Here is a 16035-nt window from a genome sequence, read left to right as displayed (position 1 = left end):
CGCCATCGAACGCAGCGCCGCGTCGCGGCGGGAAAGGGGCGAGCCCCGTGGGAGCGATCATCCCGGAACGGCGCTCGTACGTGGCCGGAAAGTGGGTCGAGGGCGAAGAAGTCCTCGCCGTCGAGAACCCGGCCGATGAATCGCACGTGGCCGACGTCTTCGTCACGCCGCTGTCCGAGATCGAACGCGCGGTGACCGAAGCGCGTGACAGCTTCGACCGGGGCGTATGGGCGGACACTCCGCCCGCAGAACGCGCCCGGGTCCTGCACGCCTTCCTCGACCACGTGGAGGCCTCGCGGGCGACGCTGGTCGCCACGATGGTCGCCGAGGCAGGGCAGCCCACGGCGTTCGCCGAACGGTCGCAGCTGGGCGGCGGACTGGCGGTGGCGCGCGGCGCGATCGACCTGTACCTGTCGATGCCGCACGAGGAGGCGAACCCCGTGCCGGTCGACGAACTGGTACACGGCCGCGTTGCCTTGAGCGTGCGGCGTCACGAGCCGGTCGGGGTGGTCACCGCGATCACTCCGTACAACGGGGCGATCGTGATGGCGCTCCAGAAGATCGTCCCGGCGCTGATGGCCGGCAACTCCGTGATCCTGCGGCCCAGTCCGCTGACCCCGATCTCCTCGCTGGTCTTCGGCGCGGCGGCGGACGCGGCCGGGCTGCCGCCCGGCGTGCTGAGCGTCGTGGTGGAGGCCGGAGCGGCCGGCGCCGAACTGCTCACCAGCCACCCGGCCGTCGACATGGTCTCGTTCACCGGCTCCACCACGATCGGCCGACAGATCCTCGCGCAGGCCGCCCCGACGGTGAAGCGGGTCGCCCTCGAACTCGGCGGCAAATCCGCCCAGATCTACCTCGACGACGCCGTGGGCAGGGCGGCCGCCGGTGCGGTCGCCGTCGTCGCCGCCACCGCCGGGCAGGCATGCGTCGCGGCCACCCGCATGCTCGTACCGCACGACCGCAAAGAGGAGGTCGTGGAGGCGGTCACCCGGGCCTACGCGTCCCTCACCGTCGGCTCTCCCACCGACCCGGAGACCACCATGGGGCCGGTCATCAGCTCCGCCCAGCACGAACGCTGCGAGCGGTTCGTCTCCCTGGCCGTCGCGCACGGCGGCCGGGTGGCCCACGGGGGCGGCCGACCGAGTGGGATGGAGCGCGGCCACTACTTCGAACCGACGGTCCTCGACCTGCCCGACAACGCCAACCCCGCGGCCCAGGAAGAGATCTTCGGCCCCGTCATCGCGGTGCTGGGCTACCAGGACCTCGACGACGCTGTCCGCATCGCCAACAACAGCCCCTACGGCCTGTCCGGCCAGGTCTACGGCGCCGACACCGCGACGGCCACCGCCCTCGCCCGGCGGCTGCGTACCGGCGCGGTCAACGTCAACACGGCCCTGTTCAGTGCGTACGCGCCCGGCGGCGGCTACAAGCAGAGCGGCCTCGGCCGCGAGCGCGGACCCGACGGCATCCGCGCCTTCCAGGAGGTGAAGCACCTGGTGATCGGCGAACTCTGATGACCCCGTGCCAACGGGAACTGCGATGAGTTCGTCCCGATGACTTCGCCCGAACGTAAACCCGATGAGTTCGTCCCGACGTAAAGGAGCCGACGTGTCCACCGATCTCTCGCTCGACTGGCTGATCTCGGTCGACGACCACGTCCTGGAGCCCCCTCACCTGTGGGTCGACCGCGTCCCGAAGGCCGACCGCGACCGTGCCCCGCACATGGAGTTCGACGACAACGGTCTGGACTTCTGGGTCTACGACGGCAAGCGCTACCCCAGCTCCGGCCTGAGCGCCGTCGTAGGCAAGTCGAAGGAGGAGTTCAGCCCCGAGCCGCTGCCCTACAGCGAGATGCGGCCCGGCTGCTACGATCCGACCGCCCGGGTCGAGGACATGAACAGGGCCGGGATCCTCGCCTCGCTGTGCTTCCCCACGGTCACCCGCTTCTGCGGACAGCTGTTCATGGAAGCCAGCGACCGCGAGTTCGGCTTCGTGTGTCTCCAGGCCTACAACGACTGGATGATCGAGGAGTGGTGCGGCGCCGCACCCGGCCGCTACATCCCCCTCGTCCTCATCCCGCTGTGGGACCCGCCGCTCGCGGCCAGGGAACTCGAGCGCTGCGCGGCCAAGGGCGCCACCTCGTTCGCGTTCTCGGAGAACCCGGCGCCGCTCGGCCTGCCCACCATCCACGACGCGGGCCGCTACTGGGATCCGGTGATGGCCGCAGCGAACGACCTGGAGATGGTCGTGTCGATGCACGTCGGCTCCTCCTCGCGGGTGCCGCAGATCGCGCCCGACGCGCCGTTCCTGGCCAATCTCGCGTGGGGTGCCACGCGCACCTCGGGGGCGATGCTGTCGTGGCTGTTCAGCGGCATGTTCCAGCGCTACCCCAAGCTGAAGATCGCTTTGTCGGAAGGCGAGATCGGCTGGATGCCGTACTTCCTCGAGCGCGCCGAGCAGGTCCTGGACAAGCAGCGCCACTGGGTAAAGCGCGGCATGCGGTTCGGCGACCACGCCGGGAGCGACGCGGTCGACCTCGACACCCTCGACGTCCGCGCCACGTTCCGCGACCACGTCTTCGGCTGCTTCATCGACGACGTGCACGGCATCGCCAGCATCGACGAGATCGGCGAGGACAACATCATGTGCGAGACCGACTACCCGCACTCCGACTCGACCTGGCCCGACTGCATCCAGACCGTCAAGAGCCGCATCGACCATCTGCCGGCGGAGACGCAGTACAAGATCGTGCGCGGCAACGCCGAACGGCTCTACCGGTTCACACCGGCCGCACCGCCTGTCCTCGCGTAGGCCTGACGTGCCCGGCTGGACCGTCACCGTCGACCGGGACAGATGCCTCGGCAGCGGCATCTGCGTCCTGTACGCCCCGGACACCTTCACCCACGACGACGAAGCCAAAGCCGTCGTCCACGACCACGGCGACCCACTCGACGCGGTACACACCGCCGTCGAGGGCTGCCCGACCCAGGCACTGCGCTTGACGACCCACGCACCCGCGACCAACGGACACACCGCGGACGGATCGGCCACCGCACGACCCGCGACCGAAGAGGAAGGGAGGTGAGCCGCGTGCTGCTCGACGGAAAGACCGCCATCGTCACCGGCGCCGGATCAGGTGTCGGCGCCGCGTCGGCGCTGCGTTTCGCCGAAGAGGGCGCTCGCGTCGTCTGCGCCGACATCGACGTTCAGAAGGCGGAAGAGACCGCTCGTCGGATCAACAAGACCGGCGGCACCGCCATGGCCATCGCGTGCGACGTCTCCCGCGAGGACGACGTCGCGGCCCTTGTGGCCGCGACGGTAGAGCATTTCGGTCGGCTCGACATTCTCTTCAACAACGTGGGCATCCCGACGCCGCGCCTTGGCGCGACCCTGGAGGACCACACCGCCGAGGATTTCCAACGCTTGGTCGCGGTCAATCTCGGCGGCGTGTTCTTCGGCTGCAAGCACGCCGTGATCCAGTTCAAACGCCAGGGCGGCGGGGTCATCCTCAACACCGGCTCCGTCGCGGGCCTTGTCGCCTGGGGCGGTTCGGTTTACGGAGCCACCAAGGGGGCCGTACACCAGCTCACCCGCGCGGTCGCCATCGAGGGCGCGCCGTTCGGTATCCGGGCCAACGCCATCGGCCCGGCCGGCATGCCCTACACGAACTTCATGGCTGCCGGCGGCCTCGACGCCGACTCCGAGGTACTGACCAAGACGGCTCAGCGGGTCGCGGCGACTCACCCGCTCGGCCGGGCGATCACCGCCGAGGACTGTGCCGAGGCCGCGGTCTATCTGGTGTCCGACAAGGCCGCCAACGTCACCGGCGTCATGCTGCCGGTCGACGGCGGCTACACGGCGAGGTGAACCCATGACCACGACCGAGCAACTCGACCGCGACCGCGTCCGCGAACTGTTCGACCTCCGCGGCGCCTACCTCGCGGAAGTCGGCGGCGGGTACGAGGGAGACCCCTACCCGGTCTGGCACCGGTTGCGGGAACAGGCCGCCGTGCACCCGGGAACGGTGCACGAACTGACCGGGTACGACGGGCCGGCGAACTTTCAGGGACTGCCGCATCCCGACCGGCCGCACTTCTCCGCGTTCACCTACGCCGCCTGCGACGCTGCGTACCGCGACGCCGAGGTCTTCGCCGCCTCCCCAACCCCGGTCGACCCCGGCAACGGCTCACTCGCGGTCAGCAACAGCATGATCGCGATGGAAGGCCGCCGACACCGGCGCTACAGGGCCCTGGTCCAACCGTCCTTCGTACCCGGCAAGGCCGAATGGTGGATCCGCAACTGGATCGAGCACACCGTCGACCTGCTCATCGACGGCTTCGCCGACGCCGGACACGCCGAGCTGAACGTGGATTTCTGCGCCGCGATCCCGGTCCTCACCATCACCGGCAGCTTCGGCGTGCCCGTCGAGAAGGCATTGGACATCCGCGCCGCCCTCAGGAACCCCGCGGCGATCGTGGAGATCCTCCGTCCCATCGTCGCGGCCCGCCGTGAGTCGCCCCAGGACGATCTGATCAGCGTCCTGGTCGAGGCCGAGATGACCGACGAGGACGGCGTCGCGCACCGGCTCAGCGATGCCGAGATCTACTCGTTCGCGGTCTTGCTGCTGACCGCGGGATCCGGCACCACGTGGAAGCAGATGGGCATCACGCTCACCGCGCTGCTGCAACGGCCGGAGCTGCTCGAGGCGGTACGCGAGGATCGCGCTCTGCTGCGCCCGGCGATCGAAGAGGCGTTGCGCTGGACGCCGACCGACCCGATGTTCTCCCGCTACGTCACCCGGGACGTCGACTTCCACGGCGTGCACCTGCCGGAAGGGTCCGTCCTGCACCTGTGCCTGGGCGCGGCCAACCGCGATCCGGCGCGCTGGGAGCGCCCGAACGAGTTCGACATCACCCGGAGACTGCGGCCGTCGTTCGCGTTCGGCGGCGGCGCGCATGTGTGCCTGGGCATGCATGTCGCCCGCGCCGAGATGCGCATCGGAATCAGTGCGCTCCTCGACCGACTGCCGAACCTGCGCCTCGACCCGGACGCCGAACCACCCCGGTTCATCGGCCTCTACGAACGAGGAGCCACCGAAATCCCGGTGGTGTTCGGATGACGTGCCAGGGCACCTCGAGCACCGCGAGCATCTCTACACGAAAGGCACGACCATGACCGAATCCGGCTATCGTCCACCGGACTTGTCCCTGGTCGGCGCCGAACACGTGGCCCGCTACCAGGAGACCGAGGGCGAGGTCGGCTACGAATGGAACGGCGTGCCGATCCTTCTGCTGACCACCACGGGGCGCACGACCGGCCAGCCCCGGACCAAAGCCCTCATCTTCGGACGCGACGGCGACGACTACCTCGTCGTCGCGTCCACCGGCGGCGCGCCGAAACACCCGTCGTGGTACCTGAACCTCCTGGCCCGCCCGCAGGCCGAGATCCAGGTGAAGGCCGCACACATCCCGGTCGTCGCGCGCACCGCGTCGGAGGCGGAACGGGCGCGCCTGTGGAAGACCGTGGTCGGCTATTGGCCCAACTACGAGGCGTACCAGACGCGTACCGAGCGGGTCATCCCGATCGTCGTGCTCACTCCGCTGCGAGGAGGTGCCGCCGTATGAGTGCGGACCGTGCAACCGACCGCTCGCCCGCTGTACAACGGTCGCGGGCCCGCAGTGCGCAGCAGATGACCGCGATCACGCGCGCGGCCTACCGCCTGATCCAGGACAAGGGCACCTCCTTCACGACCCAGGACCTGACGAAAGAGGCCGGGCTCGCGCTGCAGACCATCTACCGGCACTTCACAAGCAAGGACCAGATCCTGCTAGCCGTCGTCGAGGATGTGATCGCCGAACAAGCCGCGCGGATCGAGGCCGCCGCGCGACAACTCCCGGACCCGGTCGCGCGCCTGCGCTTCTACATCACCGGAACACTCGACTCGCTGCGCGCCGAAGGCGACCATTCCGGGCCCAAGTTCATCACCGCCGAGCACTGGCGCCTTTACCAGCTCTTCCCCGACGAGATGGTCCAGGCCAACCAGCACTTCGCGGACCTGGTCGAGCGGGAGCTCCGGGAGGCCGCCGACCTGGGGATGTTGCGCCCGAACGACCCGGCCGCGGACGCGTGGTTCGTGATGAAGCTGGTGATGTCGGTCTACCACCACTACGCGTTCGCCACCGCGAAGGAGCCGATCGAGGACATCGCCGAACAGCTGTGGTCGTTCTGCCTGTCCGCCTGGGGCGGCGAATCCGGACCGGGAAAGGGGCAGCGGGAATGAGCGACGCACCCGTCTTCGCCAAAGGCCGCGATCTGGATGCTGCGGCCGCTGCGCTGGGTCCGTGGCTGGCCGCCCGGCTCGGCGTCGCGGACGTCGACGTCGCCGGGATGTTCTATCCGCAGGGCGCCGGCGTCTCCAACGAGACGATCCTCTTCGAGGCCCGGACCGGCGATCACGTCGACGAACTCGTTCTGCGTGTCGCGCCCGCGCGCGAGCACCAGATGTTCCTCGAGCCGCGGTTCCGGCTCCAGTACGACATCCTGGCAGCGCTGCGCAGCCTCGGCTCGGTGCGGGTCCCCGAAGCCCTGTGGTACGAGGACGACCCCGCGGTCCTCGGCCGGCCGTTCTATCTCATGCGCCGCATGCGCGGCCGTGTGCCCGTGAGCATGCCCGTCTACAACGCGTCCGGATGGCTGGCCGAGGCGACGCCCGCCCAGCGCCGGGTCCTGTGGGACAGCGCGATGCGGCAGTTGGCTGCCATCCACCGTGTGCCGGTGGCGGAGGTGCTCTTCGTCGACCGCCCCGGCCACGGCGCGACCGGGGACGAGCAACAACTCGCCTACTGGAGCCGGTTCGCGACCTGGGCGCTCGGCGACGACGTCCCCGAGGCCGTGCACGCGCTCCTCGACTGGCTGACGACTCACCGACCGCCCGCCTCCGTTCGCGGACTGTCGTGGGGCGACGCCCGCATCGGCAACATGATGTTCGGCGACGATTTCCACGTCGTCGGCGTCATGGACTGGGAACAGGCCTCCCTGGCCGGTCCGATGGCCGACCTGGGCTGGTGGCTGCTCTTCGACGACATCCACAGCGTCGAGCTCGGTGTGGCACGACTCGACGGGCTCGGCACACGGCAGGAAACCCTCGATCTGTGGCAGGAGCTGACCGGACGCCAGGTGGAGAACCTGCACTGGCACGAGGTGTTCGCCGGCCTCAAGGCCGGCCTGCTCGGTCTGCACACCCGCCGGTCGATGAAGCTGCCCAATGCCGACGGGCGCGCGAACCCGTTCCTGCAACGCTCCTGCCGGATGCTCGACCTCACCGGAACGGCGGACCTGTCATGAGTTTCCCGGGCGGCCCCGCGCCGCACGACGAAGCCGTCGTCCTGTCCCCCGAGTGGCTGACGGCGGTCCTCGCGCAATGCCATCCCGGCGCCGTGGTCGCCAGGGTGGAGGTGACCGACCGCCTGGAGACCGTCGCCACCAAGCTGCGGTTCCGCGTCGAGTACGCCGACGAGACGGCCGACGCGCCGTCCGCCCTGTGCGCCAAGGGGTACCTCAACCCGGTCACCCGCCGCCGCACGACGCCTGCCGAGGCCGACTTCTACCGCCTGCTCGCGACGAATCTGCCGGTGCGTACGCCGCCGTGCGTACACGCCGCCGTCGACGACGAAACCGGCCACCCGCTGGTGCTGATGCACGACCTCACCGCGGCCGGAGCCCGCTTCGGCGACCCGCTGGTGGGCTTTCGCACCGAGCAGGCGGCCGGAACCCTCGACCAGCTCGCCGCCTTGCACGCCGCGACCTGGGGCAGTACGAAGGCAGACCTGGCGAACGCCTTCCCGCCCCGCATCGCGTCACTCGCCCGACACATGGGTGCCGAACAGCTGCAACTCCAGCTCGACGACGGCAGGGCGCCGGGCGTCCCGTCGGACCTGCGCCGCGCCGACCGGCTGCTGGCCGCGATGGCCGGCCTCGCCAGGCTCGACGGGGGCCACCCGCGGTGCCTGGTGCACGGCGACCTGCACACCGGCAACGTGTACGAGACCGCCGACGGCGATCCCGGCCTCATCGACTGGCAGGTCGTCCAGCACGGCGTCTGGGCCCTCGACGTCGCCTACCACATCGCCGCCGTCCTCGACCCCGACGAACGCGCCCACAGCGAACGCGACCTGCTCGACCACTACCTCGACCGGCTCGCCGCCCACGGCGGCACTCCACCCACCCGCGACGAGGCCTGGTGGGCGTACCGCGCGCATCTGCCCTACGGGTTCTTCCTGTGGGCCATCACACGCGCTGTCGACCGCCCCATCGTCGAACACCTCACCGACCGCCTGGGGGGCGCCGTCGCCTGGCACGACAGCTTCGCGCTTCTGGGCGTCTGACCCACCGTCCCGTCCCACACGTACCGCCGTTCCGCCGTTCCGCCAAGGAGATCTCGCCGACGACCCCGACGCCGGCCGACAGCACCGAGGAGGCAGCCCGTGAGGTCCCATAGAACCATCACCACTGTTTTGGTGGCCGCTGCATTGTTGACGGCCGGGTGCGGCCGTGACAGCTCCGGTGGTACCGACGGCGAAGGAACGCCGACGAATGCACCCGGGACGGCCGCGTCCGCCGACTTCGGCGATCTGAAGAACGTGTGCGGGCCGGGCAAGCCGACCAGCGCACCAGCCAAGGGCGTCACCGACAAGAAGATCCAGGTCGGCGTCCTGTCCGACGTCGGCTTCACCAAGAACCCCGAATTCCCGAACGCTGCCAAGGTATTCACCTCCTGGTGCAACGACGCCGGAGGCATCAACGGCCGCAAGCTCGTCGCGACCGTCCGCGACACCAAGATGGTGGAGGTCCGCCAGCGCGTCATCGAAGCCTGCCGCGACGACTTCGCCCTCGTCGGCGGCAGCGCCGCCCTGGACGGGCTGGGCACCAAGGAACGGCTGTCCTGCCTGATGCCCGACTTCCCCGCCCAGGTGATCCAGCGCCAGAACGAAGGCTCCGACCTCCAGGTCTCCGTCCAGCCCGGCGGCCCGTCCTACTTCCGCAACGCGGGCATGCTGCACTGGGCCGTCACGGAGGCCTACCCGGGCTCGGCCGGCGCCCTGGGCATCATCGCCGGCGACAGCCCGGTCACCAAGGTCTCCCTCGACCAGCGCGTGGAGACCCTCAAGGCCTTCGGCGGGACGATCACCTACACCGACCTCTATCCGGCACAAGGCGTCTCCAACTGGACACCCTACGCCCAGGCGATCAAGAACAAAGGCGTCAAAGGCCTGATCTTCATGGGCGACTTCGGCTCGCTCGCGAAACTCGAGCAGGCGCTGACCGACATGGACTACAAGCTCGACTGGATCGACGCCAACAACAACGCCTACGGCCCGGCCTTCCTGAAACTCGCCGGCCGGCAGGTCCTGGCCACCCAGAACAACCTCGCCGACCTCAGCGGCACCTTCCCGCTCGAGAAGGCCGCCGCCAACCCCGCGACGAGGCAGGTCATCGACCTGTTCGCGAAATACGCGCCGGGGGCGCAGGTGACGATGCCGGCGGTGAAGGCGTTCTCCGCGTGGCTGCTGTTCGCCAAGTCGGCCGCGTCTTGCGGGGACGTGCTTACCCGCAAGTGCCTGTACGAGGCTGCCCGCAAGGAGACCGCGTGGACGGGTGGCGGTTTGCAGGCGCCCCTCGATCTCTCCGTACAGGACGCCCCGGTGAACTGCTTCAACGTCGAGAAGGCCACCCCGGACGGCTGGCAGCCCGCCGACTTCAAGCCCAATCGCGGCGCCTACCGCTGCGACGCGAAGGCGTACAAGCTCACCGGTCCCTACGGCAGACCCGCGACCCTGAAGGACGTCGGCAAGAGCATGAGCGACTTCAAGTAGAGGAGGAATCATGGTCGGCCAGACGCAGTCACCGGCGAGGGTCGCGGAATCCGCTCAGGACCAACCCGTACGGCTGCGCACCATCCCCGTCGATCTGGTCAAGCGCTACGAGGCGGAAGGGTGGTGGACCCGGGAAACGCTCGGCGACCTGGTCGCGCGCGGCCTCGCCACCTCCCCCGGCGCCGGATTCCACGTGCACTCGGCGGTGCGCCCGTGGTCGGGCACCTTCGCCGACGTCGAACTTGTCGCGCGCCGGTTGGCCGCCGGGCTGGCCGAACGGGGCGTCGGCCCCGGGGACATCGTGGTCTTCCAGCTGCCGAACTGGATGGAGGCCGCGGCCGTCTTCTGGGCGTCGGCCCCGCTGGGCGCGGTCGTGGTGCCCGTCGTGCACTTCTACGGCCGCAAGGAACTCGGCCACATCCTGGCGGCCACCAAACCGAAAGTCTTTATCGGGCCGGAGCGGTTCGGGCGCATGGAGCACCAGCCGGACCTGGTGGCCGACGTGCCGGTCGTCGGCGTGGTGGGGCGTGACTTCGACGCCCTGCTCGCGGCCGAGCCGATGCCCGGCACCCTCGCCGCGGATCCGGCCGGTGCGGCGCTGATCGCCTTCACCTCCGGCACCACGCGCGACCCGAAGGGCGTGGTGCACAGCCACCAGACGCTCGGCTTCGAGAACCGCCAGCTCGTCCGGCGCTACCCCGCGGACCGGGGCGACTGGATCACCGCCGCGCCCGTGGGCCACTTCATCGGGATGCTGACCGCGTTCCTCGTCCCCGTCCTGGACGGTGCGCCGGTCAACCTCATCGACGCCTGGGACCCGGCCCGGATGCTGCAGCTGATGGCCGACGAGGGGCTGACCTTCGGCGGCGGCTCGCCTTACTACGTCACCAGCCTGCTGGACCATCCCGACTGGCGTGCCGAACACCTGCCGAAGATGAAGTACGTCGGCCTCGGCGGCGCGGCCGTCCCGGTCGGCGTGACCCGTCGGCTGGCCGGGCTCGGCATCACGGCGTACCGCTCGTACGGCAGCACCGAACACCCGTCCGTCACCGGGTCGTTGCCGACCGCACCCGAGGACAAGCGGCTGTACACCGACGGGGAACCGCTGTTGGGCGTGGAGGTCCGGCTCGCCGAGGACGGCGAGATCCTGACCCGGGGGCCGGACCTGTGCCTCGGCTACACCGACCCGGACCTGACCGCGTCCGTGTTCGACGATGAAGGCTGGTACCACACGGGCGACATCGGAAGGCTGGACGAGGACGGCTACCTCACCATCGCGGACCGCAAGTCGGACGTGATCATCCGCGGCGGCGAGAACATCTCCGCCCTGGAGGTCGAGGAGGCGCTGCTCGGCATGCCCTCCGTTGCCGAGGCCGTGGTGGTGGCAGCCCCCGACGAGCGGCTCGGCGAGCACGCCGCCGCATTCCTCGCGCTCCGATCCGGCCACGCCATGCCCACGCTCGAGGACGTGCGCGCCCACCTCGAACACGTCGGCCTCGCCCGGCAGAAGTGGCCCGAGGAACTGCACCAGGTGGACGAATTCCCGCGCAACGCGAGCGGCAAGGTCCAGAAGTTCGTCCTGCGCCGGAAGCTGCGGGCTGCCCGCGGCTGACCAGGTTGGACTTATCCGGGCGCGCCGGCCCTCGACGCCCGGTGACGTTGGCTCTGCCAGATCCCCGTCCCGCCCGACTGTGGAGCCACGAGAGCTGCACACCCGAGAAGGTCCAGCAGTGGATACGCGCCACGGTCGGCGTGCCCGGCGTCGACGTCGAGGTGCGCAGCGTGGGCACCTGGTGGATGAACGTCACTGTCGCCGAATGCCTCGTGCACGGGCGCATCGTGTTGTGCGGCGACGCGGTCCATCAGTTTCCGCCCACCGGCGGACTCGGCGTCAACGAGCGCGGGCGCGTAACGGCCTCCGGATCTGCAGCCCCTCCACGGCGCCCAGCGGTCCCGGCCCCTGCTGGGGGCCGGGACCGCTGGCGTCGGTGCAGCCGACCGGGGGCGCGGCTCGTCAGTAGCTGATGGAGAAGGTGGCGTCGGCTTTCTCGCTGGCAGTAGAGATGGGGTCGATGCGCAGGACGTAGTTGGAGTGTCTGATGTAGCGCGTCGGGAAGTTGTACGAGCGGAACGACGTCCAGGAGGAGTCGGCCAGCCCCGGAACCTTGTAGAACGTGGCGTCCTGCGAGAAGGCCGTGGAGCCGTCGTTGACGTCCAGTTGCAGCTGGTAGCTGTAGTGCCGCAGATAGCGGGTCAGGTAGTTGACCGACTGGAAGGAGACGCCGGAGGAGTCAGCGAGGCCCGGCACGAGCTTCCACTGCGAGTCGGTGTACGGGTCGAACGGGTACTGGTCGATCCGGCCGAAGAAGCTGGAGTGTCGGACGTAACGGTCCGGGTAGTTGAAGGACTTCAGCCGGTTCCAGGCGGGAGCGCCCCACTTCGCGACGAGGTCGTTGTACTGGGTCGTGGTGATCGGCTGGATGGTGCCGTGCTTGGAGTTGACCGGCTGGGTGTAGGTGCGCTGGTCGAGTGCGGTCCAGGTGCCGGCGGCGAGGTCGGTGGTCTCCCAGGCGTAAAAGACGCCGTTGGGGGTGTAGGTGTCGCCCCACAGGTACCAGGTGCTCGACGTCTGGGATTTCACGAGGATCGGGGCCTCAGTGCCACCGTGCGAGACGGGCGTACTGAAGACGGTGAAGCTGCCCGGGTCGAGGGATGTGGACCTGGCGCCCACCAGCGTCTGGTTCCGTTTGAAGTACAGGTAGTTGACGCCGTTGACACCCACGGCCAGGTCGCCGTCGATCACGTCGTAGCCGGGGTCGAAGAAGACCTGCGCGGCCGAGGCCGTCACGAAGTCGGTGGTGTAGTTCACCATGATCACGTTGTGGCCGCTGTCATTGACGGCGGAGTAGATGATTCCGTACTGGCTGCGTGAGGCGTCCCAGAATGCTTCGGGTGCCCAGCTGTGGGTGGCCATGTCGTGCAGCTTCAGCCGGTGGTAGTTGGTGAAGGTGCGCAGGTCAGTGGAGTTCCAGACGTGGATGTACTGGCTCTGCAGGCTCCAGTCGGTGCCCTTGAGGTCGGTGGCGAGCACGACGAAGGTGCCGTCCTGCTTGCGCAGGATGAACGGGTCGCGCAGGCCGCCGGTGCCCGCGGTGGGCGTGACCACGGGGTTGTTCTGGTTGAGGGGCATCCACTGGAGGCTGTCAGTGCTGACGGCCAGGTGCAGGCCGTAGTCGGTACCGGTGCCGCTGGGGGACTCGGTGAAGTACCCCATGACGTAGGCCGAGTCCGCGGCGCTGGCGTTCCGGGCGCCGATGGTCAGCGTGCCCGTCAGGGCAAGTGGCACGGTCGCGGCCATGCCGAGGAACAGCCGACGCGAGGGCCGGGTCCCGGGGTGGGGGGGTTGCGTTCATCTGCTCTCCAAGAGGCGTGCCGGAGCGAGGGCGAACGGTCGCGTGGAACTGGGAACGATCGGCGACCATCTCACCCATTGACTGATATATCGAACGCTGTGCGGTGAATCGGTCAGAAGGTAGAAGAGAGATGAGTGCGCGTCAATTGTTCTGCCGTTGCTTGTTGATTCTTGTGAGGCGAGAGCCTGGGCGGCTCGCCCGACTGGTGGAACACAGCGCATCGACCGATCCCCGAATCGCGATCCGCACCCGCCACCAGCAAGCCTCCCCGGCCACCGGCACACCACCCCGCTCGACATCCACTCCCGGCCCGAACCCGCTCACGCCCACCACCTGTCGGCTTGCCACCGCGACGGCTTCATCCGGACCGAGCCCGGGAGGGCGCCCGTTCACGTCCGCGGATTCTCGTCACCTGGCCCGGACCGGCCCAGGTGGTCGTGGTCCCCCGACCCGGTCGGCCCTCCGTCGCTCCGAGCATGCGATCCTGCTGAGGCAACGAGGGCCCACGGCCGCGACGCGGACCACATGCCGATCAGCGTCAGCAAATTGGTTTGCGCGTTGCCAGTGATTCCCAAGAGGATCGGGGCACCGCCGATGAGTTGTCCACACCGCTGCGGTCTATATATGTGACCCACAACCTGCGGAGGACACCCCCATGACTGAAGGCACCATGCCCCAACCACACGCAGCGCCTACGCTGTCGCCCGCCCACGTCACCGCCGTTCTGCGGATCCTCGTGCTGTCGACCTTCGTCGTCCTCCTCAACGAGACGATCATGGTCAACGCGATCCCGCGGCTCATGCACGACTTCGAGGTCACCGCGACGGCCGCAGGGTGGCTGTCAACGGCGTTCATGCTCACCATGGCCGTCGTCATCCCAGTAACGGGGTGGTTCCTCCAGCGAGTCTCGACCCGGACCGCCTTCGGCCTGGCCATGGCACTGTTCCTCACCGGCACGGCCCTCGCCGCGGCCGCGCCCTCCTTCCCCGTCCTGCTGGCCGCCCGCGTGATCCAGGCCAGCGGCACCGCCGTCATGATGCCGCTGCTCATGACGACGCTGATGACTCTCGTGCCTGCGGAAGACCGCGGACGGGTCATGGGCAACGTCACCCTCGTCATCTCCGTCGCACCCGCCCTGGGCCCGGCGGTCTCGGGTGTGCTGCTGCAGCTCGGGGCGTGGCGGCTGCTGTTCCTGGCGGTGCTGCCGATCGCCGGGGCCATGGCCGTCGTCGGCCTGCGCAAGCTCGTCAACATCGGTGAGCCGCGGGTCAGCCCGATCGACGGGCTATCCGTCCTTATGGCAGCACTGGGCTTCGGCGCCCTCGTCTACGGCCTGAGCGGGCTCGGCGCCGGGGACGCCGCCCAGGCCCCGGTGCCGCCGCTGGCCACGACCCTGGCGGGTGCCGTGCTGGTTGGCCTGTTCGTGTGGCGGCAGCTCTCGCTGCAGCGCTCGTCTGCGCCGCTGCTGGACCTGCGCGCCCTGACGTTCCGTCATTTCTCCGTGGCGCTTGCCCTGCTGTGCCTGACGTTCATGGCGCTGATGGGCGCGTTCATCCTGCTTCCGTTGTACCTGCAGGACGTGTGTGGCCTGACCTCGCTGCAGACCGGGCTGCTGCTCATGCCCGGTGGCCTGACGATGGGCCTGCTCGGGCCGCAGGTCGGCAAGCTCTACGACCGGCTGGGCGCGCCATTCCTGGTCGTGCCCGGCGCCGCAGTGACCGCCTTGTGCCTCGCGCTCTTCGCCCTCGTGGGCGAGCAGACCTCGCCGTGGCTGGTGCTCGCCCTGCACGTGACCCTGAGCGCCGGCATGGCGTTCATCTTCACCCCGGTTTTCACCTCCGGCCTGTCCGTGCTGCCGCCGCGCCTCTACCCGCACGGCTCGGCGATCCTCGGCTCGCTGCAGCAGGTCTCGGCCGCGGCCGGCACTGCCCTGATCGTCAGCGTCATGTCGGGGCGGGCCACCGCCGCGGCAGCAGCCGGTGACGCGAGCGCCACCGGCGCGCTGGCCGTGGGCGTCCGGTGGGGGTTCGGCGTCGGCGCGGTGCTGGGCGGACTCGCCGCGGTAGTCGCGCTGCTGGTCCGGACTCCGCCCGCGCCACAGCTGCCCACGGGGTCCGGGGCGAAGGACGAGGACGGCACGATTGCAGACGAGACGGCGGGGGCGCCGGCGTGAGCCCGGTCGCCTGACTCGGCCACCGCTGCATCGTCATGTTCCGGCAGGTGCGGGGCCGGAGGTGAGGAGGAGGGCGCGATTTTCCAGTGGCACGAGCGCACTTGGGCTGCGACATCCCCTGAGGACGAGGTGTCCGGCCTCACAGCCACGCAACGCCGTGATGGGCAGCCAGCTGACGGGCCGCCACTACCCCATTGGCTCACGTACAGCCCCGATAGCGAGGCCCCATATGAAGTGGCGCATACCTGTGTGGATCAGCGCCATTGTCTTGCGGTCGTATGGGCTTCATGATCCTCGGCACCCGCACACCTGGGGCCACGGGATCTCGGGGCCCACACCGCCACGGGAGGACACTGGATGACCACGACACCCTCGCAGGAGCCGGAGCTGACGGCGCGGAGGGAGAACTGGCTGGCGGGCATGGCGCTGCGTTTCACCGCATTCACAGAGAAATGGCTTCCTAATGCTGTTGTCAAGCGGCGTTAGTGACCGGTGGTGTCACCACGTAACACCGTCGGTCACGGATCAGTGCCCAGATGACGTTGACGCGTCGGCGGGCCAGGGCGAGCACGGCCTG

Annotated in this window: 14 protein-coding genes; 13 read left to right on the top strand and 1 reads right to left on the bottom strand. The window is 69.3% G+C overall.

The window, feature by feature from the left end; translation table 11 throughout:
• Nucleotides 1–47 precede the first annotated feature (47 nt).
• The 12 genes from ABT009_RS24655 (at nucleotide 48) to ABT009_RS24600 (ending at nucleotide 11897) form a co-directional block, all read left to right on the top strand.
• Nucleotides 48–1514: an aldehyde dehydrogenase family protein gene (locus ABT009_RS24655; RefSeq protein ID WP_351298824.1), complete on the top strand. Its 1467-nt coding sequence runs from the start codon at nucleotides 48–50 to the stop codon at nucleotides 1512–1514.
• A gap of 94 nt (nucleotides 1515–1608) precedes the next feature.
• Nucleotides 1609–2811 (top strand): amidohydrolase family protein, encoded by a 1203-nt coding sequence (locus ABT009_RS24650; protein ID WP_351298821.1) that lies wholly within the window; start codon nucleotides 1609–1611, stop codon nucleotides 2809–2811.
• Between the two features lie 7 nt (nucleotides 2812–2818).
• Entirely contained in the window at nucleotides 2819–3085 is a 267-nt protein-coding gene (locus ABT009_RS24645; protein WP_351298818.1) for a ferredoxin, read from the top strand.
• On the top strand, nucleotides 3082–3867 hold the full coding sequence (locus tag ABT009_RS24640) for an SDR family NAD(P)-dependent oxidoreductase (RefSeq protein WP_351298815.1): 786 nt from the start codon (nucleotides 3082–3084) through the stop codon (nucleotides 3865–3867). Before ABT009_RS24645 ends, ABT009_RS24640 begins: the two co-directional genes overlap by 4 nt.
• A 4-nt stretch (nucleotides 3868–3871) precedes the next feature.
• Nucleotides 3872–5119 (top strand): cytochrome P450, encoded by a 1248-nt coding sequence (locus ABT009_RS24635; RefSeq protein ID WP_351298812.1) that lies wholly within the window; start codon nucleotides 3872–3874, stop codon nucleotides 5117–5119.
• Between the two features lies 1 nt (nucleotide 5120).
• Complete coding sequence (locus ABT009_RS24630) at nucleotides 5121–5624, top strand: nitroreductase family deazaflavin-dependent oxidoreductase (protein ID WP_351298810.1); 504 nt, start codon at nucleotides 5121–5123, stop codon at nucleotides 5622–5624.
• Entirely contained in the window at nucleotides 5621–6280 is a 660-nt protein-coding gene (locus ABT009_RS24625) for a TetR/AcrR family transcriptional regulator (RefSeq protein WP_351298808.1), read from the top strand. Before ABT009_RS24630 ends, ABT009_RS24625 begins: the two co-directional genes overlap by 4 nt.
• Nucleotides 6277–7344, top strand: a complete 1068-nt coding sequence (locus ABT009_RS24620; RefSeq protein WP_351298806.1) for a phosphotransferase family protein — start codon at nucleotides 6277–6279, stop codon at nucleotides 7342–7344. The genes ABT009_RS24625 and ABT009_RS24620 overlap by 4 nt, the downstream gene beginning before the upstream one ends.
• Complete coding sequence (locus ABT009_RS24615) at nucleotides 7341–8384, top strand: phosphotransferase (protein ID WP_351298803.1); 1044 nt, start codon at nucleotides 7341–7343, stop codon at nucleotides 8382–8384. The genes ABT009_RS24620 and ABT009_RS24615 overlap by 4 nt, the downstream gene beginning before the upstream one ends.
• Nucleotides 8385–8483: 99 nt before the next feature.
• Nucleotides 8484–9872 carry an ABC transporter substrate-binding protein gene (locus ABT009_RS24610; protein WP_351298800.1) on the top strand — a complete coding sequence of 463 codons (1389 nt, stop codon included), beginning with the start codon at nucleotides 8484–8486 and terminating at the stop codon, nucleotides 9870–9872.
• 10 nt (nucleotides 9873–9882) lie between these two features.
• Nucleotides 9883–11484 carry an AMP-binding protein gene (locus tag ABT009_RS24605; RefSeq protein WP_351298797.1) on the top strand — a complete coding sequence of 534 codons (1602 nt, stop codon included), beginning with the start codon at nucleotides 9883–9885 and terminating at the stop codon, nucleotides 11482–11484.
• Nucleotides 11382–11897 carry an FAD-dependent monooxygenase gene (locus ABT009_RS24600; RefSeq protein WP_351298794.1) on the top strand — a complete coding sequence of 172 codons (516 nt, stop codon included), beginning with the start codon at nucleotides 11382–11384 and terminating at the stop codon, nucleotides 11895–11897. The genes ABT009_RS24605 and ABT009_RS24600 overlap by 103 nt, the downstream gene beginning before the upstream one ends.
• Here the strand turns inward: ABT009_RS24600 and ABT009_RS24595 are convergent.
• On the bottom strand, nucleotides 11887–13230 hold the full coding sequence (locus tag ABT009_RS24595) for a glycoside hydrolase family 43 protein (protein WP_351298791.1): 1344 nt from the start codon (nucleotides 13228–13230) through the stop codon (nucleotides 11887–11889). The genes ABT009_RS24600 and ABT009_RS24595 overlap by 11 nt on opposite strands.
• Before the next feature lie 710 nt (nucleotides 13231–13940).
• Here ABT009_RS24595 and ABT009_RS24590 point away from each other — a divergent pair.
• Nucleotides 13941–15458, top strand: coding sequence for a DHA2 family efflux MFS transporter permease subunit (locus ABT009_RS24590; RefSeq protein ID WP_351298788.1), 1518 nt, complete (start codon nucleotides 13941–13943; stop codon nucleotides 15456–15458).
• Nucleotides 15459–16035: the final 577 nt, after the last annotated feature.

The sequence above is a fragment of the Streptomyces sp. NPDC002896 genome, assembly GCF_040295225.1.
Taxonomy (GTDB): domain Bacteria; phylum Actinomycetota; class Actinomycetes; order Streptomycetales; family Streptomycetaceae; genus Streptomyces.
This window is presented reverse-complemented; position numbering and strand designations above follow the sequence as displayed.